This is a genomic window from Pseudomonas fluorescens, from assembly GCF_902497855.1.
GTDB lineage: Bacteria > Pseudomonadota > Gammaproteobacteria > Pseudomonadales > Pseudomonadaceae > Aquipseudomonas > Aquipseudomonas fluorescens_BI.
In genome coordinates, this window is sequence record NZ_CABVHU010000030.1 from 1 (window position 1) to 23,921 (window position 23,921).

The following is a 23,921-nucleotide window of genomic DNA, read 5'->3' on the forward strand; positions in this document are numbered from 1 at the left end:
CGACAACGATCTCACTGGCAATGCCCTGCTCTTTCAAGCGTACCGCTTCTTCCACGGCGATTTCGCAGAACGGGTTCATCGACATCTTGACGTTGGCGAGGTCGACGCCGGAATGGTCCGCCTTGACCCGAATTTTCACGTTGTAATCCACAACGCGTTTGATTGACACGAGGATTTTCATTGCTGTTTTCCATCATTTCTGGATGTATTACTTGACGACCGGCAGCTTCGAACGGTCGATGGTGAAGGCCACGGCAATGATCAGGATCACGCCGAAGACAATCTGCTGGGCAAACACGCTGATACCGACAAACGTCATGCCGATCCGCACGACGGACACCAGCAGCGCACCGATCAGCGTTCGCCAGACACTCCCGACGCCACCGGTCAATGCGGTGCCGCCCACCAGTACCGCAGCGATTGCCGGCAGCAGGAATTCATTGGCCAGCGTCGGCGAACCGCTGGACAGCCGCCCGGCCATGATGATGCCGGACAACGCCGCCAGGCCGGCCGAGACGGCGAAGGTCATGATTTTGATGCGGGTCACGTTGATACCCGAGGCCCAGGCCGCGGGTTCGCCAGCACCAATCGCGTTGCTGAACCGCCCGAAGGCCGTCTTGCGCTGCAGAAAAATGCACAGCATCAACACCAGGAACGCCACGCACACTTCATTGGGAATGCCGCCGGTCTGCCCGCTGACCCAACCAAACCAGGCGTCGCGTTCGGCGCCGTCGATATTGATCGTTCGGTTGTTCGACGCGAGCATGGTGATGCTGGTGACGACCCCGCCAACCGCCAGGGTGACGATGAACGAGGGGAGTCGCAGCCACGTATGCAACAGTCCGCTGAGTGCCCCCGTCGCGATTCCCAGGCCGAGGCCAATGGGAAATGCCCAGAATCCGTAGGCCGGCAACAGCAGCGCAACGATCACACTGGCCATGGACGCCACCGCCTGGGAAGACAGGTCGATCCCCCCTATCAGCAACACAAAGGTGATACCGGTCGCCATGACAAACAATGTCGAGGTGTCGGCAATCAGGCCGAGAACAGCGCTGGGTTGAATGAAGCCGGGGTCATACCCGGCGATCAGTGCCACCAGGACAATCAAGGCGAACAAAGGCGCCTGGCTACGAAATCCGCTAAGTGAAATGGGCATGTCTGTGCTCTCTCAAACCATGTGCTTGATCAGGTCTACCTGCTGCGGCTTGGCGCCGGGCAGGCAGTCGAAGGACTGTGCAACTTCACCGTCACGCATGACCAGGATCCGGTGACTCAAGCCAATCATTTCCTCCAGGGTGTCGGCGGTCAGAATCACCGAAACACCTTGGGCTGTGATTTCGCGAATCAACTGGTAAACGTCTTCCTTGGCCCCCACATCCAGTCCGCGAGTCGGGTGGTCGAGGATCAGGATCGTCGACCCGGCATTGCGCCATTTGGCCAACACCACTTTTTGCTGGTTGCCACCGCTGAGGTTGAGCAGCAAAGCATCGGGCCCGGGGGTCTTGATGCTCAGGCGCTTGATCCAGTCTTCGGCGATCGAGCGCTCCTTGCGCTCGTCGAGCAGGCCAAAGGAGGTCACTTGGCCGATGCGTGCCAAGGTCATGTTCTGCGCCACGCTGAGCATTGAAACGATGCCTTCGACTTTGCGCTCACGGGGGATGTAGCCGATTCCGGCGCGAATCGCCGGTCCCGGCCCCGCCCCATCCAGGCGACGGCCCTGCACCTGGATTTCACCGCAACTCTTGGGCATCAAACCGGCCAGCACCCGGCATAACTCTTCACGCCCGGAGCCAATGACCCCGGCAATACCCAGGATTTCACCGCGATGCAGCTCGAAGTCCACGCCGGAGAAACTGCCCTCCAGCGCCAGGTCGCGGGCCGACATCACCACGTCAGTCAAACACGGCTGCTGAAGGGATTCGCGGTAGTACTCGGCGTGAAGCGAACGACCGACCATCAAGGTGTGCAGGCGCTCTTTCGAGGCCTCGGCCGCGGGCATCTCTGCTACCACTTCACCGTCCTTCATCACATAAACCCGATCGCTGAGGTCGAGCAACTCGTCCAGTCGATGGGACACGAAAATGAACGATGCACGGGATTTGAGTTGCCGCACCAAGCGGAACAAGGTGTCGATTTCCCGTTGTTCGAGTGCCGAAGTCGGTTCATCCAGCAGGATGACCAAATGCCCCTCCGTGCGCTCTTCCAGCGCCAGGGCCTTGGCCAGTTCAATCATCTGCCGTTGCCCGAAGCTCAACTCACTGCACAGCAGGCCCGGATCAATATCCAGATTGACTTTGGCCAACTGCAGGCGTGCTGCACGGTGCAGTTTTTTCCAGTTCAAACAACCGAAGCGCGAGAACTCGTCCTCGCGGCCCATGAACAGGTTTTCAGCCACCGACAGGTTGAGCAGGATCGATTGCTCCTGATACACCATCGCAATGCCGTTCGCCGTTGCGCCACGCGGCCCGTCCAGCACGATCGGCGAACCGTCCAGCTCCAGGTGACCTTCGTCCGGTTGGTAGACACCGGTCAGGATCTTCATCAGCGTCGATTTGCCGGCACCGTTTTCACCGATCAACCCCACCACTTCGTGCTTGCGCACTTCAAGCGAGATGTTCTTCAGCACCGTGATGCCGTTAAACCGTTTACACACATTATTGAGCGTGAGCATGGGGCCTCCTCACTTGACGATCCGTGCTTTCGCACGGTCGAGGGCAATGGCGACAGCCGTGATAATCAACACGCCCTGCACACCTTGCTGGACGTAAGGCGCGACGCCCATCAGCACCATGCCGTTGCTGACCACCACCACGATCAAGACACCCAGCAAGGTTCCCAACGGGCTGCCATTGCCACCCGCCAGTGAGGCGCCGCCGACGACGATCGCAGTGATCGCCGTGAACAGTTGGCCTTGCGCAATCAACGCATGCCCTTGCCCGAACTGGGCAACGGCGAGGATGGCCGCGAGCCCGTAGAAGGCACCGGCCAAGGCAAAAACAGTGATTCGCGTGCGGTTGACGTTAACCCCGTTGAGTCGCGCCAGGTCTTCCCCGCCGCCAATGGCCAACGCGTGACGGCCCAATACGGTGTGCCGGGAAACGAAGTGCGCGACGCCCAGCGCCAGCACCACGATCCACACCGATAACGGCAAGCCCATCAAACGATGCAGGGCAATCGCACGGATATTCATGTCGAGTACCCGCACGGTGTTGCCTTCCAGTAGCGCCGTGGCCAGGCCAATACCGACGAAGCCGACGCCCAGGGTAGCCATGAACGAGGGGATTCGCAGTTTGACCTGTAACAGCCCGTTGATAAGACCGGTCAAGGCACCGACCAGGATCGCCAGCGGCAGCGCCCAGAAGCCAATCGCGTGACTATTGAGGTTGTTGCCGATCAGCAAGGCGAGACAGACCGCCGAGACCGCAACGACCCCTTCGACGGACAGATCGATACTGCCCATTTGAATGACAAACATCCCACCCAACGCCATCAGCAGCGGGATTGAAGAGGTGGTGGCGATTCGCGCCAGGTTCATCGGGTCAAAGAAATTGGGATTGACCGAACCAATGATCAGGCCGATGAGCAGCAGGACAATAAGCGATGAAAACCGTCGCAGGCGGACCATGACGATAACTCCATAAACAGACATGAAAAACGGCCCCCCGCAGGGGGCGAGGGGCTGCAGGAACAAGCAGGACCGTGACTGGACGATTACGAGTTGTAGCGGATGGGCCCGGCGACTCGTCCCCAGAAATCGGTGACATCGACCGCCGGCGTCGCTTTCACGCTGGTCGCGTAAAACGCCTCGACGTTATTCTTCGTAATCAACTGCGGACGAACATAGAACTCGCGATGCTCGTGAGGCTCTTTGGCCGGATCCAGTCGACCGGTCTTGGCCGCATGGGCCAGGGCCAGCCCCATGCTGCCGAGCCAGTACGGGTCCAGGCTGGAGGTTGCGATGTATTCACCGGTACGAATGGCTTCTATGGCCTGTTCGATGGCATCGATCCCGACCACCGGAATCGCCCCGGCCAACCCTTCGCCGCGCAACGCCTCAAGCGCGCCCATGCCCATGTCGTCATTGGCGCACCAGATACCTTTGATCTCGCTGCCAAAACGCGTCAGCCACGACTGTACGATCGGGAACGCCTTGTTGGCGCTCCAGTCGGCCGCCTGGAAATCCAGCAGCTTGATGTCCGGGTATTTTTTCAAGGCGGCGTCGAGACCGCTGCGGCGGCCGATCGAGGCCACGTTACTGAAGATACCGCCCAACGCGACGATGCCGCCCTTGCCCCCCATCGCCTCGAACAGCTCGGTGGCCACCGCTTCACCCACGGCTTCGCCATCCTCGGCAATGTGTGCCACCCAATACGGGCTGTAATCCCAGGGATGCATGTCATCCGGTTTGTTCCAGATGGTCGTGACGTAGACGCCGGCCTTGACGCATTGCTCGATGATGACCCGGGCGTCGGCGGAATCGTTCGGTTCGACGTTGAGGATGAGGTTGCCGTCAGTCTTGGCGATCAACGCGCGAATGTCGGCGATGCCCTTCTGGCTGTTGCCTTCGGTGACCAGCGGGGAATACGGCAGCTGCTGACTGGCGGCATAGGTTTCACCGCCCCGATTGAAAGTCGCGTGGTAGGGGTTGGTCAGTGAACGGAAGGAGTTGGAAAAAGTCAGCGTCGTCCGGGCCCACAGCAGTGTGGGAAACAAGCCCGCCACCGCGCCCACTCCAGCCAGGCTGGCGGCTCCGATCAGCAGCTTGCGACGGCTCAATTCCAGGAGCCGGGCTGGATCATTTTCATTGTTGTTATTCATGTGACCTCCGGGTGCGCCGCACCGGGTGATTAGCGCTTTATTGTATTTTTAGTAACCAACTAGTTATTTATAAAACTATTGCAGCGAGGATGCAATCCTTAGCGATTGCGGGGGGAAAAAAATCTACGGATGGTCGAACGGAATCAAGTTCCTGCGCATCGAAAACAGCGTTCGATGCACAGGAGCCCGCGCCTTATACCCTTTGATCCCGGGACTGACGGCCGACCCTGACCTGCACCTCGGAAGGCGCCAGCGTACGCCCCAGCAACAGGTCGGCGCCCTTTTCGGCAATCATGATAGAAGGTGCGTTGGTGTTGGCGCTGATCAGGCGCGGCATCACCGAAGAGTCGATCACGCGCAGGCGCTGTACACCATGCACCCGCAGTTGCGGGTCGACCACCGCCATGTCGTCGACCCCCATCTTGCAGGTGCCGACCGGGTGATAACCGGTGCGCCCACAGCGTCGTGCATAGTCTTCATAGTCCGCTTGGGTGCGTACGCTGCTGCCGGGGAAATGCTCGGACTTGAGGTAGCGACTCAGCGAATGCTGCGCCATGATTTCACGGCTGAGCTTGATGCCCTCGACCGAAACATGCAGGTCATATGGGTCGCTGATGTAGTGGGGGTCAATCGACGGTGGTTGCAGCGGATCGGCGCTGCGCAACCTGACACTGCCGCGACTTCGAGGACGCAGGAAGTAGGAATTGAGCGTACAGCCGGAACCTGATGGAACCGGCGGGATACCGGCCTCGACACCCGCCCCCGGCAAAAAGTGAAACTGCAGGTCGGGCGTGCTGGAGCGCGAGTCGCCATACCAGAAAGCGCCCGCCTCAGCGATGTTGGAAGTCACGGGGCCTTTGTTGAACAGCTTATATTCCAGCCCGGCCATCAGCATCATGTGCGGTTTGGCGTACTTGTCCAGGCTTTGCGAGCCGTTGAGTTCGTACACGATATCGATGTCGAAATGGTCTTGCAGGTTTTGCCCTACACCCGGTAAATCCTGCTGCACGGCAAGGCCCAGGCTGGCCAGTTCCTGAGCCGGGCCGATCCCTGACAGCATCAGGATTTTCGGTGAGCCGATAGCGCCCGCGGCGACCACCACTTCGCGCTCGGCCGCGGCGAACTTCACCTCCCGTGAACCACTGCCCTGAACATACTCCACGCCGGTGGCCTGACCGTTTTCGATGCGAATCCGCGTGACCAGGCATTCGGTCTGGATGGTCAGGTTGGGTCGATTGCGAATCTTGCTCAAATAGCCTTGCGCCGCGCTGCAACGGCGCCCGCCGCGTTGCGTGACTTGATAGGTGCCGCAGCCTTCTTGCCGGGCGCCATTGAAGTCGGCGTTATACGGGATACCGGCCTCCTGGGCAGACCGCACAAACGCCTTCGTCAGCTCGTTGACCGTGATCAGATCGGAGACTCCCAGGGGCCCTTCGGTGCCATGGTACTCATTGGAGAACCGCTCATTGTCCTCGGCCCTTCGAAAATACGGCAACACATCGCGGTAAGACCAGCCGCGACAGCCCTCCTCCTGCTCCCAATCGTCGTAGTCCTTGGCGTTGCCTCGGGTATAGACCATCGCGTTGATCGAGCCACCGCCGCCCAGGACCCGACCCTGGGGAAACAGGATCGAGCGATTCTGGATATCGCCCTGCGCCACCGTGTCATAGCCCCAGGTCAGGGGACCGCCGGTCATCTTGAAAAAGCCGACCGGCATATGAATGTAAGGGTTGGTGTCGGCAGGCCCGGCTTCGAGCAGCAGTACTCGGACATCCGCCGGCTCGCTCAGCCGCGCGGCCAGTACGCAACCGGCCGAACCACCGCCGATAATGACGAAATCGTACATTTTGTTGTCTCCAGTCTTATTTTTGTACTGACAGAGTTCAGGCTTCAACCCAGCGGGGACGCTCACCCAGCTGCACGTGGACAGACTTGAGTTCAGTGTATTCCTCAACCCCGTAGCGACCGGTTTCCCGTCCGATACCCGATTGCTTGAAGCCGCCGGAAGGCAATTCCGGACCGCCGGCAATGGTGGTATTGACCCACACCCGTCCGGCCTTGATTTGCCGCATCGCTTGCAATGAGGTTTGCAGGTCACGACTCCAGATGCTCGCGGCCAGGCCGAACGGGGTGTCGTTGGCCAGGCGCATGGCCTCGTCGAAATCGTCAAACGCGGTGATGGTCAATACCGGGCCAAAGATCTCTTCCCGGGCGATGACCATCTGCGCAGTCACCTGGCTGAAGACCGTCGGTTGCAGATAAAGCCCTTGCGCGGAGTCGATCCGGCTACCGCCATGAACCAGTTCGGCCCCCTCTTTGCGGCCTTGCTCGATGTAACCCAGGATGCGCTCCAGATGACGTTGCTCGGTGATAGAACCGACCTGCGTCGACTCTTCCAGCGGGTCGCCGATCCGGACTTTTTCGATCAGCGCCACTATTTTTTCGGTCAATTGCTGTTCGACGCTGCGATGCACCACCAAGCGGCTGCCACTGACGCAGCACTGCCCGGCGTTGAAGCAAATGCCGAAGACAATCGCATCGGCTGCGGCATCCAGATCAGCGTCGGCGAAGACGATCTGCGGATTTTTGCCGCCCAATTCCAGGCCGATTTTCTTCATGTTGCCGGCAGCGGCGGCCATGGTCAGGCGACCGACTTCAGTGGAACCGGTGAACGACACCATGTCGATGTCCGCATGTTCGGAAATGGCCTGGCCCACCACCGACCCCGGCCCCGTCAGGATATTCACCACGCCGTCGGGCAAGCCGGCCTGTTTCAACAGCCCGGCCAGCATCAAGGTGGTGCCGGACGTCAGCTCGCTGGGTTTTACCACCACGGTGCAGCCCGAGGCGAGGATGAAGGGCAAACGTTCTGCGAGGATGAAAAACGGAAAGTTCCACGGTGTAATCAGGCCCACCACACCGACGGGTTCGCGCGTCACCAGCCCGAGCATGGTGTCGCCCAGGTTGTTGAACGAGTCGCCGTGCAGCGCCCTGGCTTGCCCGGCGGCATATTCCCAGATACCCGCGGCAGCGAGCACTTCACCACGGGACTGATTGATCGGCTTTCCGGTCTCGAGGGTTTCGCACAGCGCCAGTTCTTCGCTGTTCTGACGAATCAATGCGGCAGTCTGCAGCAACACTGTGGCACGCAAGTCCGCCGCGGATCTGGCCCATGGTCCGTGATCGAAAGCCCGCCGAGCCGCCGCCACCGCCTGATCGACATCCGCCACGCCCCCCGATGGATAGACGCTGACCGGCACATTGTGCGCAGGGCTGAGGCGCGTCACCTGCTTGAGCGCCGAACCCTGGGTCCATTGCCCGTCGATGAACATGTCGAAGCGTCGCGGCTGCGTTGGCAGTTGATGGGGCCGGGTGGTGCCATTGTTGTTATTCACAAAAAACGTCCTCTGCACAGCGTTCGATTCAGGCGGCCCATGCTCCAATTCGGAGAAAATGGGCTGCCAGCCAAAGATATATAACTAACCAGTTGTTTACATGCAAGCCTCAGGCTAAGCTTTATTTGTCAGCCGGGTGCCCCACGGCTAAGCTCATCGCCCTTATCGCTGTGCCAATCCCTATCAGCGTATGAGGAACAGTACCTATGCTCTGGAGAGCGTTTTAAATGCCCAGGAAAACCACCGAAGAGGCGCCGGCCCGACCGACTCGCGATTCCGATGCCACGCGCCTGAGAATTCTCAACGCGGCGAAAATCGAGTTTGCGAAATTGGGCCTTGGCGGTGCTCGCATTGACAGCATCGCGCTGCGAGCCCAATCCAATAAACGGATGATTTACGAGTATTTCGGCAATAAGGAAGGCTTGTTCGAAGCCGTGCTTGAATTGGCTTATCAAGACATCCGCCAGGCCGAGCGCAAGCTCAAGCTCGAAGAACTGGAACCGGTGGAAGCGATCCGCAAACTGGTGAGCTTCACCTGGAAGTACTACCTGAAAAACCCTCATTTCCTGACCCTGGTCAACAGCGAGAACCTGCACAAGGCCGCGCACCTGAAGCGCTCCCGGGAAAAGATGCATGACATGCACGCGCCGATGGTGTCGATGGTTGCCGAGATCCTTGATCGCGGTGTCGCCCAAGGCGTGTTCCGCGAAGGCATCGATCCGATCCAGTTGAACATCACGATTGCAGCGATCAATTACTACTACCTCAACAACCGTTTCACCGGCGAGATCATCTATGGCTTCGACCTGATGTCCCCCGAAGCGCTGCAAACCCGGATCGACTTCAACATCCAGACGATCCTCGGCATGCTGCGCCCCGACTGAGATCCCGCGACGCATCAGCCCCTTTTCGCTCAGGTGCAAGCCAGAAGGGGCCGACATCACACCAGCCCTGCCACTTTCACATCACGTACGATCGGCGCGAACGCCATGCGATCCAGCACGTCACGCTGGATATCGATGCCTTGTGCGACCTCGATCAGTTCGATGCCATCGGGCGAAAGCCTGAACACTGCACGCTCCGTGACATAGAGCACCTCTTGTCCGGCGAGCATGGCTTGCGGGCCGCTGAAGGTGATGTGACGGACTTTCTCCACCAGCTTGGGCACCTCGCCGAGGCGATTGAGTTGCAACTCGACGCCGACCTTCGCCACCTCCAGCCCCTTGGCTTCGAACGCACCGCAAAACACCACTTTGCGCGCGCCCTGAGTGATGTCGATGAAGCCACCGGGACCGACCAGCGTGCCCCCCAGGTTCGACACGTTGACGTTGCCCTGGCTGTCCATTTCGCCCATGCCGAGAAACGCCAGGTCCACCCCGCCACCGCTGTAGAAATCGAACTGATCCAGGGACGTCACGATCGCTTGCGGGTAACGCGCGGCGCCAAACATCGCGCCGCCCATCATCCGGCCGTTGTGAATGCCCTGCTCGATGCTGCCCCAATAGCTGTCTTGCAGGCCGCGTTCGGCGAGCAATGAAGGGATGCCGCCCGGGATGCCAAACCCGAAATTCAAGGACATGCCGGGCATGAATTCATCAGCGGCGCGTTGCGCGATGATCCGGCGAATGTCATCGGCAATGGCTTGCTCGGCCTCAGCCGATTGCGCAAGGCATTCGCCACTGATGGCCGGGTCGTAATCAGCCGCCACACACTGGCGTTGCTCGGGTACGACCACCACCTCATCGATCAGCACGCCGGGAATCCGCACCAGTCGCGCCGGCACAAAAGCACTGTCGCTCAGTTCACGAACCTGCACATACACCTTGCCGCCGCTATTATGGGCCGCCAGCGCCAGTGCATAGGCATCCAGGTCCGCCGCTTCGTGGCACAAGGTAATGTTGCCGCTCGGGTCGGCCAGGCTGCCCCTGACAATCGCCACGTCGACCTTGAACGGCTTGTAGCGCAGGTACGTCTTGCCCTCTATGTCCAGGCGCTCGACGATGGCCTCGGTGGCCCGCGCGTTGCATTTTCCGCCGGCAACCAGCGGATCGGCGAACGTCCCGAGGCCGATATGGGTAATCAGACCCGGGCGCGCCGCACCGATTTCGCGCATCAGACTCATGATTACCCCGGCGGGCAAGCTGTAAGCCTCGATGGCGTTATTGCGCGCCAGCGCCTGCATCTTGGCCGACCAACTCCAGTGCCCGCCGATGACCTTGGTCACCAACCCTTCATGAGCGAGCCGCTCCAGACCGCTGCCCTGCCCGTCGCCAATGCCCAAGGCATGCACCACGGTCAGCCCGCAGGGGTGGCCCGTACGCAGAAACGAATCCTCGATGGCTGCGAGCAGTGCGTCAGGTTCCAGCAGAGTCCCCGAACCACAGACCGCGATGGTGGCCCCGTCGGCAATCCGGCTGGCCACATCCGACGCTGATGAACAGCTTCTTTTCATTGTTTTTTCCTCATCAATCCGCTTGCCGCAATCGAAACCGATTTTTTCAGAGAGCGCTTGACGCCTTCCGAAAGGACGCATTAAATAAATAACCGGTTGGTTACTTAAATCCACTTTAATCCAGCTGAAAAAAGAACACAACCCAAGCGATGAAGGTCTTTCCCATCGCGCAACAGAAAGGAAAAAAACAATGCAGCTTTCTGAGACTCACCTGCAGATCCGCGACGTGGCCCGCCGTTTTGCCGACCAGGCGATCCGTCCGCTGGCCGAGAAGCTCGATCACGACGAAAGTTTTCCCGCCGAGCTGTACCGGCAGATGGGTGCACTGGGCCTGTTCGGCATCACCGTGCCCGAGGCATTTGGCGGCACTGGCCTGGATACCATTGCCTATGCGCTGGTGATGGAAGAGTTGTCGCGCGGCTATGCCTCGGTCGCCGACCAGTGCGGCCTGCTGGAACTCATTGGCACCTTGCTGTCGGTTCACGGCAGCGCCGCGCAACGCGAGCGTTTTCTGCCGTCACTGCTGAGCGCACAGCAACATCCGGCGTACTGCATCACCGAGGCTGAAGCCGGTTCGGATGTGTCCGGTATCCGCACCACGGCGGTTCGCACCGAGAACGGCTGGCTGCTCAACGGCTCGAAGTTGTGGATTCACAACGCGCCGGTGGCCGACCTGGCGTTCGTGCTGGCACGCACCGACCCGGCAGCGGGCAAGCGTGGCATGAGTATTTTTATCGTCGATTGTCATCTGCCGGGCGTCTCCAAAGGCCCCAAGGAACACAAGATGGGGCAACGCGCGTCGCAGGTCGGCGGCTTGAACTTCGACAACGTCGAACTGCCCGCCGATGCCCTGCTCGGCCAGGAAGGTCGTGGTTTTCACATCATGATGAGTGCCCTGGACAAGGGCCGGGTCGGTATCGCTTCGCTCGCGGTCGGCATTGCTCAGGCAGGTCTCGAAGCAGCGCTCGAGTACGTGCCGCAGCGCAAACAATTCGGCAAGCCCATCGCCGAAAACCAGGGTTTGCAGTGGATCCTGGCGGACATGGCCAAGGACATTCGCGCCGCACGCTTGCTGGTACTGGATGCCGCGGATCGTCTGGACCGCGCTGACAACGCCACGATTGCCTGTTCAATGGCCAAGTGTTTCGCCGCCGACGTCGCCGTGGCGCAAACGGCGAATGCCGTGCAACTGTTTGGCGGCAGCGGGTTTATCCGTGGTTTTGAAGTCGAGCGTCTGTACCGTGATGCCAAGATCACCCAGATCTATGAAGGCACCAACCAGATCCAGCGCACGATCATCGCGCGCGAGCTGTTCAATCACGGAGCACGCACATGATGCCGCGTCCTACCGCGCTGGTCACCGGCGCACGCGGTGGCATCGGCCGCGCCATTGCAGTGGGCCTGGCGCAAGCCGGTTTCGATCTGGCCGTGGCGGATCTGCAGGTCGATGAGGCCTTGGTGGAAACCGTACGACTGGCGGCCGATCTGGGTGCCAACGCCGTTGCACTGGCCGGCGACATTTCGGCCATCGAGCAACATGAAACGCTGCTGGACGCGGCACAGGCCGCGATCGGTTCGCTGTCGTGCCTGGTCAACAATGCCGGGGTGTCGGTGCTGTCACGCGGTGACTTGCTGGAGGTCAGCCCGCAGAGTTTTGATCGCTGCCATCAGGTGAACACCCGGGGCACGTTCTTTCTGACCCAGGCGTTCGCCCGCCGCCTACGGCGGCAAGTACCGTGCGAACAGCATCGCTGCATCATCACCATCACCTCTTCCAACGTGCACGCGATTTCGACCTTGCGCGGCGAATACGGCATTTCCAAGGCCGGTTTGTCCATGGCCTCGCGCCTGTTCGCCGTGCGCCTGGCGGATGAAGGCATCGGTGTCTACGAGGTACAGCCGGGACTGATCGCCACCGAAATGACGGCGCCGTCCAAGGCGCGCTACGACACTGAAATCGAACGGGGCCTGACTGCCATCAAGCGTTGGGGACAGCCCGAAGATGTCGCGCGTGTCGTCACCACCATGGCCACGGGGGGCTTGCCCTACACCGTCGGCCAGGCAGTGCCGGTGGACGGTGGTCTGCTGATTCCGAAATTTTAATCTGCCAGGAGATAAGCCCATGCCTTTGACTATCGACTTGTTGACCTCTGACGCGGACCGTCCGCTGCAGCGTTACACATTGACTGGCGAGCCGCTGTTGCCGCCTGCCAGGCCCTTGCCCGCCAACCGAATCGCCTTGTCCGCCGCGCACGTCGTCGCCGATCCGTTCAGCGCAAGCCAGCCCGGCGGCAAAGCCGCCATCGACTGGGAACAAACCCTTCACTATCGACGCTACCTGTTGCAGCAGGGTTTGGGCATTGCCGAGGCGATGGACACCGCCCAGCGCGGAATGGGCCTTGACTGGCCAACGGCGCTGGAACTGATCAGGCGCACGCTCGAAGAAACCCGCGACATCAGGCATGCCGTGATTTTTTCCGGCTGCGGCACTGATCAGTTGGCCGCAAGTGATGCCAACAGCCTTGACGATGTACTCAAGGCGTACGACGAACAGCACAGCGCCATCGACAAGCTCGATGGACGCATCATTCTCATGGCCAGTCGTGCCTTGGCGCGGGTCGCCAAAGGTCCGAAAGACTACAAAAAAGTGTATGGCCGAGTGCTGTCCGATGCACGGGAGCCGGTGATTCTGCATTGGCTGGGCGATATGTTCGACCCCGCCTTGACGGGCTATTGGGGCAGTCAGAAGTATGAGGAGGCTGTGGAAACCTGCCTTGAAATCATTCACGAGCATGCCGACAAGGTCGACGGGATCAAAATCTCGCTGCTCGACAAAGAGAAGGAAATCCTCCTGCGTCGGCGCTTGCCTGAATCGGTGAAAATGTACACCGGCGACGACTTCAACTACCCGGAACTGATCGCTGGCGATGAACAAGGTTTCTCCCATGCCTTGCTGGGTATCTTCGATGCCATTGCCCCTGCCGCCTCCCACGCACTGGCGGCCTTGGCCGAAGGCGACCTGGCGCGTTACTACGCACTCCTCGACCCTACCGTGCCACTGGCGCGATTGATCTTCAGCAGCCCCACCCAGTATTACAAAACCGGCGTGGTGTTCCTGGCCTACCTCAATGGTCACCAGGAACACTTCATCATGCTGGGTGGCCAGCAAGCCATGCGGCCCCTGCCCTACTTCTGCGAGATCTTCCGCCTCGCCGACCAGGCAGGCCTGCTCAGCGACCCGGCACTGGCCGTGGCCCGGATGAAAACCTTCCTCGGGCTCTATGGCATCGGCGTTTAAGGCTGTCCGCGGAGCGCCGCAATGGCTCCGCTTCGCGACTGAACCCTTGGCAATCGTGGAGAACTCAATGTCATACCCTTCGCTGGAAAACCGCCTCGATCGCTGCTCGATCAACACCGCCACCCTCGGTCATCGCCTGCCCCTCGAGCAGACCCTGGATCTCATCGCCCGCGCGGGATTTGGCTACGTCGCCCCGTGGCGCCGGGATTTGCAGGGCCGCTCGCCTGGCCAGGTTCGCCGGCACTTGCGCGACGCCGGACTCAAGGTCAATGCCTATTGCCGTTCCACCTTCATTCCGGCCGCCACGCGTCAGGGCTTCGACGCCGCCATGGCCGACAACTTCAGGGCCATCGAGGAGGCCGCCGAGTTGCACGCGCATTCGTTCATCATGGTGGTCGGCAGCTTGCCCGACGGTTCCAGGGACCTGTCGGCCGCACGGGATCAGGTAGCCGAAGGCCTGGCCCTGCTGCTTGAGCATGCCAGGCAGCATCAGGTTTCACTGGCGCTGGAACCCCTGCACCCGATGTATGCGGCAGACCGTTCCTGCCTGTCGACGCTGGAACAGGCCCTGGACCTGTGCGACATGCTGGAGCCGGGAACCTGCCACAGCCTGGGCGTCGCGGTGGACGTCTACCACTGTTGGTGGGACCCCAAGCTGCCCGAGCAGATACAACGCGCCGGCGCGCAAAAACGCATCCTGGGCCTGCACCTCTCCGACTGGCTGGTGCCCACCCGGGACCTGCTGCTGGACCGCGGCATGATGGGCGATGGCGTGATTGATCTGCGCGGCATTCGCCAACAGGTTGAAACGGCGGGTTATGACGGCGCCGTCGAAGTGGAAATATTTTCCCGTGATACCTGGTGGAAACGCGACGAAGCCGACGTCCTGCACACCTGTGCCGAACGCTTGCAAGGCTGCTGTTAAACCTCGTACGCCCTGCAGAACAATAAAAAGAGAGAGGCTCTCATGTCCCATCAATACCGCTGGCAAATCTGTGCGCTGTTGTTTTTCGCCACCACCATCAATTACCTCGACCGCCAGGTGCTCGGCCTGCTCAAGCCACCTCTATCGGCAGTGTCGGGGGCGGCTGGCTTTCGTCGCGGATGATCAGCGCTGGCTGGTCGACGGAAAAAGCACGCAACAGGGCGATGTTGATCATGGCGGCGCTGGTGTTGCCGATCGGTTTCTCCAGCTATATCGACAATATGTGGGTCATGGTTGGCCTTTTGAGCCTGGCAGCCGCAGCCCACCAGGGATGGTCGGCCAACCTGTTCACCACCGTTGCAGACAACTTCCCACGCTCGCAAGTCGCCTCGGTCATGGGCATTGGCGGCACGGCGGGCTCAGTGGGCGGGATGATCTTTCCTTTGATCGTCGGCATCGTTCTGGAACACTACAAGGCCTTGGAAAATCTCACCCTCGGCTACAACCTGATTTTCATTGTGTGTGCGAGTTCTTACTTGACGGCGTGGATAATCATGCGATTGATGGCCAACCGCGGTGCGCCCTTGCTTCAGCAACCCCTTAAATCCTGATCGCCAGGACTCCGGCCGGGCCACGAGACCGTAACGCTTCGTGGCCCGAAGACTCGACACAGGAAAACGAAAGTTGCGCACATGATCAACGAGAACAAAGGCATACAGTCCGTCGAACGCGCAATGATGATCCTTGAAACCATCGCGGCGGCAGGTGGCGAAATCCGCCTGGTAGACCTTGCGGCGCAATCGGGCTTGCACAAAAGCACCTTGCACGGACTGCTCAATACCCTGGCCGCCATGGGCTACATCGCCCGGCGCGGCACGCACTACGCCCTGGGCTTGCGTTTGCGGGAGATAGCGCAGCCGTTGAACGACGCCGATGCGTTACTGCGCGAAGCCTTCGCCCCTGCACTACGCACGCTGGCTGAACGCACTGGCGAAACCTGTTTTCTCGCGGCACCTTGCGGCACTCGCGAATACTTCTACATGGACGCCCTTGAAGGCACCGGCAGCCTGCGCGTTGCCAGTCCGCGTGGGCGCCGCGCAGGGCTGACCACCTCGGCCATCGGCAAGATATTCCTGGCGTTCGACGAAGACTTGCGCCGCAGTTTGCGCCGAGCGCAATTGCTGCCTGTGGAACTGGAAAATGAACTGGCAAGCATCGTCACGGATGGCTATGCATTGGACCTGGAAGAAGCCGAGGCCGGGCTCAATTGCGTAGCGCTGCCCCTGCGCTTGCAAGGTCGGGTAGTCGCGGCACTCGGTGTCGCGGCGCCGGCGTCACGCTTGCCGAAAAAAGCGCTGCACAAGCTGGCAACCCAGGCCATGCGGGAAATGTTCGACATGCTCAAACTTTAGTCACCAATGGCTTGGGGCATATTCCCCTGAAAAGCAATCATCGGGATCATCGGGGCCCTGTCGTTTTACTCAATGGAGTCCCGAATGCAACGTATTCATCCCGGCGTACTGGCTTTGGCGGTGACCGCCTTCGCTATCGGTATGGCCGAGTTTATTGTCGTGGGCATTCTTCCCGCTATCGCCTCCGACCTCGACATCCCCCTGGCGCGCGCAGGCAGCCTGGTAGGTTTGTACGCGCTGGCGCTGGCCATCGGTACGCCATTGACGGTCCTGGCGTTGGCACGCCTGCCGCGAAAACCGGTGCTGTTGACGCTGATTGCGCTGTTTCTGGGGGGGAACCTGCTGGCGGCACTGTCCACCGATTACCCCTCGCTGTTGGCAGGCCGCGTTGTGACAGCGCTCGCCCATGGCAGTTTCTTCGCTATCGGGGCCACCGTCGCCGCCAGCCTGGCGCCGAAGGGACAATCAAGCAAAGCCATCGCCGCGATGTTCGCCGGCCTGACGCTGGCAATGGTTGTCGGTGTGCCGCTGGGCAGTTTCCTGGGCAATGGCCTGGGCTGGCGACTGCCGTTTTATGCCGTCGCGCTGTTGGCCGCACTGGCCCTGGGGGCTACCGTCCGATGGTTGCCTGACGTGCCGACGCCGCCATCGGGCAAGGCGTTGACTCAACTGGCGGCACTCGGGCATCCAGCGATTCTGGCGATGATGGCGGTGACCGTGCTGGGTTTCGGCGCAAGCTTCGCAGCATTCACCTTCATCACGCCGATCCTCACCGACATCAGCGGTTTTTCCACCGCCACCGCCAATGTGCTGTTGGTCGTATTCGGCATCGCGACACTGGCGGGCAATCTCGGTGGCGGCCGGCTGGCCGCCACGATGGGCTGGCAACCTGCACTGCGCCTGATCTTCGTACTGCTGGCGGTGGTACTGGCCGGTGTCGCGCTGTTGCTGCCCTATCAAGTGCCGATGGTGGTGATGTTGTTTTTCTGGGGCGCGCTGGCCTTCGGCCTGTCTCCCGCAGCGCAGGCCGGGATGCTGGCCACCGCCGAGCGCTTTACCCCACAGGCGGTGGTCTTCGCTTCGGCGCTGAACATCTCGGCATTCAACCTGGGCATCGCCCTGGGAGAAACCAGCGGCAGTGCCTTGGTCAACAACGGGCAGATCGCCCTTACACCTTGGGCGGGTGTTGTCACGGTGATCCTTGCACAGTTGCCGCTGGTTTGGCTGGTATCGCTCAATCGTAAAGATCAGCGCCATGCACGCCGCAGCGCCTCTTACAAAGTTGAAATACATGAATGAAGTCCGCGTCTTTATTGCCGTTGAACGCCCGCCCCCCTAAGCAAGCAAGGATTGACTCAACTCACGGACATACCCTCCTACGACTCTGGCCGCCTTGGACAACGGATGCTGGTGAGTGAACGCCAAGGCAATCGTTCTTTTTATCTGCGGCTTGTCGATCCTCACCGCATCCAGCAATCCGCGTTCGACATCGTCCTGTACTGCCAGAAAAGGCAGGATCGTGAACGCGCCTCCGACAGCCGCGACATCCTTCATTGCGTTCAACGTGTCGACCTCGATGGCAACGTTCAAAGCGACCTGATGTTTACGCGCCAATTGGTCGAGCGTTGTCCGCAATCCGTTTGGCCGAGAAGGCAAAATCAGCGGCAAACCCGCCAGTGCACCAAACGCAATCGGTTTTCCATCTCCAGTAAGGCTTCCCGCCTTACCCACCAGGTAGGTATCGACAACGCCCAGCGTCTCTTCGTCGCGAGCGGTGGATAGGCCATACCGATTGACGACAATCAGGTCCAGGGAGCCCGCCGCCAGTTGTTCATCCAGATCACCACTGAACCCCTCCACCACATGCAGTCGCACGCCAGGCGCGTGGCGTTGCAACTCAGTGAACAGCATCGGCAGCAGCTTTCTCGACATCGACGGCAGGACACCGATGTGCACCGTCCCCGCCGGGACGCCCGAGGACTCCCTGACCAAGGTTTCCAGGCGCTCGGCCTGCGCCAGCAGCAAACGGATTTCTGGCAGCACAAGCCGCCCGAAGTCCGACATTACCAAGCCTCGCCCGGTGCGCACGAATAACTGATCGCCCCACTCGGTCTCCAGTTGCGCCAGTTGGCGACTGACCAGCGACTGGGCGGTGCCTAGCGCGACCGCCGTTCGGGAAATAGACCCGAGCTCGTCCATCAGCAGCACGCTTTGCAGCTGTTTGAGATTCATCGGCCTTGTCCTCTCGCCCATGTTCCAGAGGTCGAAACATAAACGACACACGCGGCCCAAGCCATCACTTTTTGATGTATTTGATATCGCCTTCATGACGCTTCCGCATGGCCACCCCGCTCCCTAGACTGGAATCAAACCTGAAGCCAACCCTCAGAATCGAGAGCCCCCATGGCCCATAACAATAAAATCGGTTCAACAGCGCTGTCGCTGTTTGACCCTTCAAGCGTCGCCATCATTGGCGCGTCGGATGATCCCAATAAAGTGGGTGGACGGCCCATTCACTACATGCGCAAGTTCGGTTACGCCGGCCGCATTCTGCCGATCAATCCCAAGCGCGAGTCGGTTCAAGGATTGCCGTGTTATACCGACCTGGGCGCACTCGACATAATTCCGGAGGCGGCCATTATCGCGGTCTCGGGTCTGGCGGCCGTAGAAGCCATCAAGGCCTGCGCCAGGCTCGGTGTCGCCACCGTCGTGGTCATGGCCTCAGGCTTTGCCGAGACAGGCGAAAGCGGTCGCCAGGTGCAGAATGAACTGGTGGAATGTGCCCGCCTGCATGGCATGCGCCTGATCGGACCCAACGCTCAGGGTTTCGCCAACTTTGCCAACGGCGCGGTGCTGAATTTCAGCACCATGTTCATGGAAGTGCCCCCGGCGGACGGGCCCATTGCGATTGTCAGTCAAAGTGGCGCGGCCAGTGTCATGCCTTACGCGATGTTGCGTGAACAGGGTTACGGCGTGCGCTACCTGGCAGCCACCGGCAACGATGCAGACCTGGGCGTTTCGGAGCTGACCCGGCTACTGGTGGACGACCCGCACATTCGCCTGATTCTGGTGTACGTGGAAACCGTTTCGAATCCGCTGCTGCTCGCTGAGGCAGCACACATAGCCCGGCAGAACGGCACGCACATCGTGCTACTCAAAGGCGGCGTGAGTCACAAGGGCGCTGTCGCCGCCGCCTCCCACACCGGAGCCATGGTGGGCCAGGACGGCGCCCTCGATGCCTTCCTCGAAAAGCACGGCATCTGGCGTGCCCACGATATTCACGAACTGGTCAACGCAGCACCTCTGTATCTCGACGGCTTTGCTCCCGGTGCCGGGCGCACGGTCGTGATGAGTCACAGCGGTGCAGTGGGGGTGCTGTGCGCCGATGCCGCCGAACGTGTCGGACTGCCACTGACTGAGTTGGCCCCGGGTACCACTGAACGTTTGAAAGGCCTGATTCCTGACTTTGCCAGCGCTGCAAACCCGCTGGATCTCACCGCAGCGCTGCTCGGCAACGGAGCAATGTTTCCTGCCGTTCTACAAACCCTTGGCGATGACCCGCAGGCGGACATGTTTCTCATCGGGATCCCGGTAGCAGGCCCGGGTTACGACGTGCCAGGACTGGCTCAAACCACAGCCCGGTTCATGCGACAGACCGGCAAGCCCGTGGTAATGACAGCGCCACAGGCCGATGTTCGAGCCCATTTCCAGCATGCGGGTGTTCCGAGCTTTCGTCATGAGAGCGACGCAGTAGCGGCGCTTCGTCAGTATGCCCGTCATTGCCAATGGCAAGGTTCTCCCCTGCCCGCGCCGTCGGCCGCGCAGCCGGGCTCACACACCGGCCTGCAGGACGAGGCTGTCAGTCTGCAATTGCTGGCGGACGCCGGTGTGCCGGTCGTCGAGCACGCGGTGTGCCACGACCCTGAAAGCGCCGCACGTATCGCCGCCAACTTCGGTGGACGCATCGTCATCAAGGGGTGCGCAGCACAGGTCCCGCACAAGAGCGAACACGGCCTGGTTCATCTGAACCTCGCTGATCCGCAAGCAGTGCAGGCGGCGGCGCGCCTGTGCCTGGGGGCATTGGACCAATTGGGTGTTCCCCATGGCCAGCTGATCGTCGCGCGTTCGGTCAAGGGCCTGCATGAGTTCATGCTCGGCGTCGTCGTCGATCCCTTGTTCGGCCCGCTGGTGGTGATCGGTGAAGGTGGAACCCTGGTCGAGATTCGCCAGGACACCGTTTCGTTGCTCGCCCCGTTCACACAGGCACAGGTGCTGGAAGCCATCAGCCGACTGCGCATTGCCCCGGTGCTCAAGGGCGCTCGCGGCCAGCCGGCACTCGATGTCGATGCCCTGGCCCGAGCTGCAGTGGCACTGGGCAATTTTGCCCTGCAACACCAGGCGGATCTGCTAAGCGTAGACGTCAATCCGGTCATGGTGCTGGCCGAGGGCGTGGTGGCTGTGGACGCGGTTATCGAATACCGGGAGGCACCATGAACATCAGTCATCTCGATCACCCGCGCAGCGTACTGATGGAGATCAAGGATCAGGTGGCACTGGTCACGCTGAATCGCCCTGCGAATCTGAATGCCGTCAATCACCCCCTGCGCAGTGCATTGATCGATACGCTGGCGCAGCTCAATCGGGATTCGGAAGTCAAAGCACTCGTGCTGACCGGTGCCGGTGACCGGGCGTTTTGTGCCGGGCAGGATCTGGAAGAAGCGAGCGCAGTCGACTGGAAGCAGATCGCCCCGTGGCTGAACGCGCAACGCGCCATGTATCAGGCCGTACGCGATCTGGATAAACCCTGCGTGATTGCCATCAATGGCGTCGCCGCCGGTGCCGGGATGCAACTGGCACTCTGTGGCGACTGGCGTATTGCTGCGCCTGATGCCCGGATTGGTCAACCGGAAGTAAAAGCCGGCCTGGCCAGCATCGTCGGCTCCTATTTGTTGTCATTGCACGTCGGCCTGAGCCACAACACACAGCTGTCTTTGTCCGGTGAACTCGTCAGTGGGCAGCGCGCCTATGAGATGGGCCTGGTCACCGAGCTTGATGCCTGCGACGTGATTGCCGCTGCTTTGGCACGCGCCCGCACGCTGGCACAACACCCCGCAACCGCCATCCGTTTATCCAAACAACGCTTTCGCGCGCTGACCCAGCCGGGCTTTGACGATGCCTGCACGGCAGGCATTCGCGCCCAGCTTGAATGCTACGCCAGCGGCGAGCCCCAAACCCTGATGAGCGCGTTTCTGGACGCGCGTGCACGTAAAGGAATCACTCAATGACTGCCTATCAACATCACCTGATCGATGGAATCTGGACGGCGGCGCAATCCGCCGAAAACACCACGATCCACGATTCCGCAAGCGGCGCCGAACTGGGGCAAGTCGCCCACGGCACACGCGAAGAAATCCACCTCGCCGTTCGGGCGGCAAAAAACGCCTTTGCATCATGGTCGGCGTTGCCCGTCAGCACCCGCGCGGACTATGTGCGCGGCATCGCCAATCAATTGGAAGAACAGGTCGAGCAGCTTGCCCAAGGCGTTGCCGCGGAGGTTGGCATGCCGCTCAAGCTGTCGCGCCGGATACAGGTGCAGATGCCGATTCTGGCCTGGCGCGCAACGGCTGATCTTGCGGTCGAGTGTCTGGCGGACGTCTCGCTTGGTCACTCCACCCTCAACCACGTCCCGGTAGGCATCGTCGGTGCAGTCACGCCGTGGAACTACCCGTTGCACCAGATTACCGCCAAGGTCGCCGCCGCCCTGGTCGCTGGGTGCACCCTGGTACTCAAGCCTTCCGAACTGGCCCCCTGTACCGCTCGTGCATTGGGTGAAGCGGCACTGGCCGCAGGCTTGCCCAAAGGCGTACTGAACATTGTCATGGGGGATGCGACAACCGGCCAGTCGCTGGTCGATCACCCGGATGTCGCCTTGCTGTCTTTCACCGGTTCGACCGCCGTGGGCCGCCGTATCGCAGCCTCGGCTGGCCAGGCCTTGAAGCGTGTTTCCCTGGAACTGGGGGGTAAATCAGCCTGCATCGCCACCGCGGATGCCCCCGCTGAAAGCGTCGTGCGTCAGGTGGTCGGGTCGTGCTTTCTGAACTCGGGCCAATCGTGCAACTCGCTGACCCGTCTGCTCGTGCCGATCGAGTTGTACGACACCTATCGCGCTTTGCTTGCTGACGCTGTGATTCGCCTGACGTTAGGCGATCCCCTGAATCCAGCCACGCGCATGGGCCCCCTGGTGTCAGCGGCGCATCGAGATCGTGTTCACGCGATGATCGTCGAGGGTGAATCTCAAAGCCTGGACCTGATTGCCGGTGGCAGCCAGGCACAAGTGCCAGCGAACGGTTACTTCATTGCCCCGACAATTTTCGGTCGCGTCCCACCTCAATCAACACTGGCGCAACAGGAAGTGTTTGGTCCGGTGCTCAGTGTCATCACTTACGAAAACGAACAGCAAGCCATCGACATTGCCAACGGCACCGCCTATGGCCTGGCCGCTGCCGTGTGGGCAGGCACTACCGATCATGCGCTGACACTCGCCCGTCAATTACGCGCAGGCCAAGTCGACGTCAATGGCGCGCCGTATAACCCGGCAGCCCCCTTCGGTGGCTTCGGTGATTCCGGTCTGGGCCGTGAAGGCGGGAAGTACGGCATCGAGGAGTTTGTGGAGATACGCGCCATTCAAATGCCCGTCAGCAGTGCGAGGGAAACATCATGAACTTCAAGCAAATCGAACTCAGCCGCTTCGGTGCCCGGGAGCACGTTGCCGTGGTGACACTGATGCGCCCGGATAAAATGAATGCGCTGACCAAGGTGATGGAGGCTGAACTGCGTGAAGCCTTCACTCAACTGGATCGCGACGACTCCGTTCGTGTCATCGTGCTGACTGGCAACGGTCGGGCATTCTGCGCCGGCATGGACATTGATGAACTTGAGGTGCTGCCACCCGACGACATCAGTGAAATGGCCTGGATGCGTGCCTACGACATGAACCGGCGTGCCGACTATCAAAGCCGCTATTCGTATTTTCCTGGCGTACGAAAACCCATCATCAGTGCGATCAACGGCGCAGCCGCGGGGCTGGGGTTGGTGCTGGCCCTGTACAGCGACATGCGTTTCGCCAGTGACAAGGCGGTATTTTCCACGGCTTTCGCCAAGCGCGGGCTGATTGCCGAACACGGCGTTGCCTGGTTGCTGCCACGTATCGTCGGGCCAGGCCACGCCGCCGACCTGCTGCTCTCTTCACGCAAGGTGACGGCGCAGGAGGCATTGAGCATGGGGCTGGTCGAGCGGCTCTTTGCGCCAGACAGTCTGTTGGAGCACACACTGAAATACGCCGAAGAGCTGGCACTCAATGTCTCGCCTCGCTCTACGCGAGTCATCAAGCAGCAGTTAGGCGAATCGCCTTTTCAGTCACTCACGCAATCCATCGCACAGGCTAACCGGGAAATGTTCCTGAGCATCCAGAGCGATGACTTCAAAGAAGGTGTGGCGCACTTCATCGAACGACGACCGGCGCGCTTCAGCGGCACCTGATTATCCCGAATCATTGCAGTGCTGCGACAATCGTCAGTGGAGCGTCTCTTCGACTGTTGCGCTGACGATGACACGGCATTTG

Annotated in this window: 21 protein-coding genes and 1 pseudogene; 13 read left to right on the top strand and 9 right to left on the bottom strand. The window is 60.6% G+C overall.

The annotated features are described in order from the left end of the window. The 7 genes and pseudogenes from F8N96_RS33465 to F8N96_RS33495 form a co-directional block, all read right to left on the bottom strand. A pseudogene (locus F8N96_RS33465) lies at positions 1 to 181 on the bottom strand (electron transfer flavoprotein subunit beta/FixA family protein); the annotation flags it as partial. 27 nt (positions 182 to 208) lie between these two features. Further along, positions 209 to 1,156 (bottom strand): ABC transporter permease, encoded by a 948-nt coding sequence (locus F8N96_RS33470; RefSeq protein WP_150801418.1) that lies wholly within the window; start codon positions 1,154 to 1,156, stop codon positions 209 to 211. Between the two features lie 12 nt (positions 1,157 to 1,168). Beyond that, complete coding sequence (locus F8N96_RS33475) at positions 1,169 to 2,671, bottom strand: sugar ABC transporter ATP-binding protein (protein ID WP_150801419.1); 1,503 nt, start codon at positions 2,669 to 2,671, stop codon at positions 1,169 to 1,171. A gap of 9 nt (positions 2,672 to 2,680) precedes the next feature. Continuing rightward, positions 2,681 to 3,625 carry an ABC transporter permease gene (locus F8N96_RS33480; protein ID WP_128869958.1) on the bottom strand — a complete coding sequence of 315 codons (945 nt, stop codon included), beginning with the start codon at positions 3,623 to 3,625 and terminating at the stop codon, positions 2,681 to 2,683. An 86-nt stretch (positions 3,626 to 3,711) separates the two neighbouring features. Then, positions 3,712 to 4,818: a sugar ABC transporter substrate-binding protein gene (locus F8N96_RS33485; protein WP_150801420.1), complete on the bottom strand. Its 1,107-nt coding sequence runs from the start codon at positions 4,816 to 4,818 to the stop codon at positions 3,712 to 3,714. Positions 4,819 to 5,011: 193 nt separating this feature from the next. Then, positions 5,012 to 6,664, bottom strand: coding sequence for a GMC family oxidoreductase (locus F8N96_RS33490; RefSeq protein ID WP_150801421.1), 1,653 nt, complete (start codon positions 6,662 to 6,664; stop codon positions 5,012 to 5,014). 37 nt (positions 6,665 to 6,701) lie between these two features. Then, positions 6,702 to 8,213, bottom strand: a complete 1,512-nt coding sequence (locus F8N96_RS33495) for an aldehyde dehydrogenase family protein (RefSeq protein WP_224789562.1) — start codon at positions 8,211 to 8,213, stop codon at positions 6,702 to 6,704. Between the two features lie 227 nt (positions 8,214 to 8,440). Here F8N96_RS33495 and F8N96_RS33500 point away from each other — a divergent pair, with 227 nt between their 5' ends. Then, the gene (locus tag F8N96_RS33500) at positions 8,441 to 9,097 is read left to right on the top strand and encodes a TetR family transcriptional regulator (protein ID WP_150801422.1); all 657 of its coding nucleotides are present in this window, start codon (positions 8,441 to 8,443) and stop codon (positions 9,095 to 9,097) included. A 56-nt stretch (positions 9,098 to 9,153) separates the two neighbouring features. On the opposite strand, the gene F8N96_RS33505 is transcribed toward F8N96_RS33500, so the two are convergent. Next, complete coding sequence (locus F8N96_RS33505; protein WP_150801423.1) at positions 9,154 to 10,665, bottom strand: acyl CoA:acetate/3-ketoacid CoA transferase; 1,512 nt, start codon at positions 10,663 to 10,665, stop codon at positions 9,154 to 9,156. 190 nt (positions 10,666 to 10,855) lie between these two features. Between F8N96_RS33505 and F8N96_RS33510 the strand changes: the two genes are divergently transcribed. The 8 genes from F8N96_RS33510 to F8N96_RS33545 all read left to right on the top strand — a co-directional run bounded on the left by F8N96_RS33510 (position 10,856) and on the right by F8N96_RS33545 (position 17,599). Next, on the top strand, positions 10,856 to 12,001 hold the full coding sequence (locus F8N96_RS33510; protein WP_150801424.1) for an acyl-CoA dehydrogenase family protein: 1,146 nt from the start codon (positions 10,856 to 10,858) through the stop codon (positions 11,999 to 12,001). Beyond that, positions 11,998 to 12,768, top strand: a complete 771-nt coding sequence (locus tag F8N96_RS33515; RefSeq protein WP_150801425.1) for a 3-ketoacyl-ACP reductase — start codon at positions 11,998 to 12,000, stop codon at positions 12,766 to 12,768. The genes F8N96_RS33510 and F8N96_RS33515 overlap by 4 nt, the downstream gene beginning before the upstream one ends. Positions 12,769 to 12,787: 19 nt before the next feature. After that, on the top strand, positions 12,788 to 13,963 hold the full coding sequence (locus F8N96_RS33520; protein WP_150801426.1) for a dihydrodipicolinate synthase family protein: 1,176 nt from the start codon (positions 12,788 to 12,790) through the stop codon (positions 13,961 to 13,963). Positions 13,964 to 14,030: 67 nt separating this feature from the next. After that, positions 14,031 to 14,888 (top strand): sugar phosphate isomerase/epimerase family protein, encoded by an 858-nt coding sequence (locus F8N96_RS33525; protein ID WP_150801427.1) that lies wholly within the window; start codon positions 14,031 to 14,033, stop codon positions 14,886 to 14,888. Between the two features lie 42 nt (positions 14,889 to 14,930). Further along, on the top strand, positions 14,931 to 15,071 hold the full coding sequence (locus tag F8N96_RS33530; RefSeq protein WP_150801428.1) for an MFS transporter: 141 nt from the start codon (positions 14,931 to 14,933) through the stop codon (positions 15,069 to 15,071). Between the two features lie 50 nt (positions 15,072 to 15,121). Further along, positions 15,122 to 15,499 carry a hypothetical protein gene (locus F8N96_RS33535; protein WP_412071836.1) on the top strand — a complete coding sequence of 126 codons (378 nt, stop codon included), beginning with the start codon at positions 15,122 to 15,124 and terminating at the stop codon, positions 15,497 to 15,499. Between the two features lie 81 nt (positions 15,500 to 15,580). Continuing rightward, positions 15,581 to 16,300: an IclR family transcriptional regulator gene (locus F8N96_RS33540; protein WP_150801430.1), complete on the top strand. Its 720-nt coding sequence runs from the start codon at positions 15,581 to 15,583 to the stop codon at positions 16,298 to 16,300. An 84-nt stretch (positions 16,301 to 16,384) separates the two neighbouring features. After that, complete coding sequence (locus F8N96_RS33545; RefSeq protein ID WP_150801431.1) at positions 16,385 to 17,599, top strand: MFS transporter; 1,215 nt, start codon at positions 16,385 to 16,387, stop codon at positions 17,597 to 17,599. Between the two features lie 36 nt (positions 17,600 to 17,635). Here the strand turns inward: F8N96_RS33545 and F8N96_RS33550 are convergent, their stop codons facing one another. Beyond that, positions 17,636 to 18,628 (bottom strand): LysR family transcriptional regulator, encoded by a 993-nt coding sequence (locus F8N96_RS33550; RefSeq protein ID WP_224794169.1) that lies wholly within the window; start codon positions 18,626 to 18,628, stop codon positions 17,636 to 17,638. Between the two features lie 75 nt (positions 18,629 to 18,703). Between F8N96_RS33550 and F8N96_RS33555 the strand changes: the two genes are divergently transcribed. From F8N96_RS33555 to F8N96_RS33570, 4 genes are read left to right on the top strand one after another with little or no spacing between them, the layout of a single operon-like run. Further along, on the top strand, positions 18,704 to 20,794 hold the full coding sequence (locus F8N96_RS33555) for an acetate--CoA ligase family protein (RefSeq protein WP_150801432.1): 2,091 nt from the start codon (positions 18,704 to 18,706) through the stop codon (positions 20,792 to 20,794). Then, positions 20,791 to 21,585 (top strand): enoyl-CoA hydratase/isomerase family protein, encoded by a 795-nt coding sequence (locus tag F8N96_RS33560; protein ID WP_150801433.1) that lies wholly within the window; start codon positions 20,791 to 20,793, stop codon positions 21,583 to 21,585. Before F8N96_RS33555 ends, F8N96_RS33560 begins: the two co-directional genes overlap by 4 nt. Further along, a complete protein-coding gene (locus tag F8N96_RS33565) occupies positions 21,582 to 23,021 on the top strand; it encodes an aldehyde dehydrogenase family protein (RefSeq protein WP_150801434.1) in 1,440 nt (479 codons plus the stop codon). Before F8N96_RS33560 ends, F8N96_RS33565 begins: the two co-directional genes overlap by 4 nt. Next, positions 23,018 to 23,839, top strand: a complete 822-nt coding sequence (locus F8N96_RS33570; RefSeq protein ID WP_150801435.1) for an enoyl-CoA hydratase — start codon at positions 23,018 to 23,020, stop codon at positions 23,837 to 23,839. The genes F8N96_RS33565 and F8N96_RS33570 overlap by 4 nt, the downstream gene beginning before the upstream one ends. Positions 23,840 to 23,921: the final 82 nt, after the last annotated feature.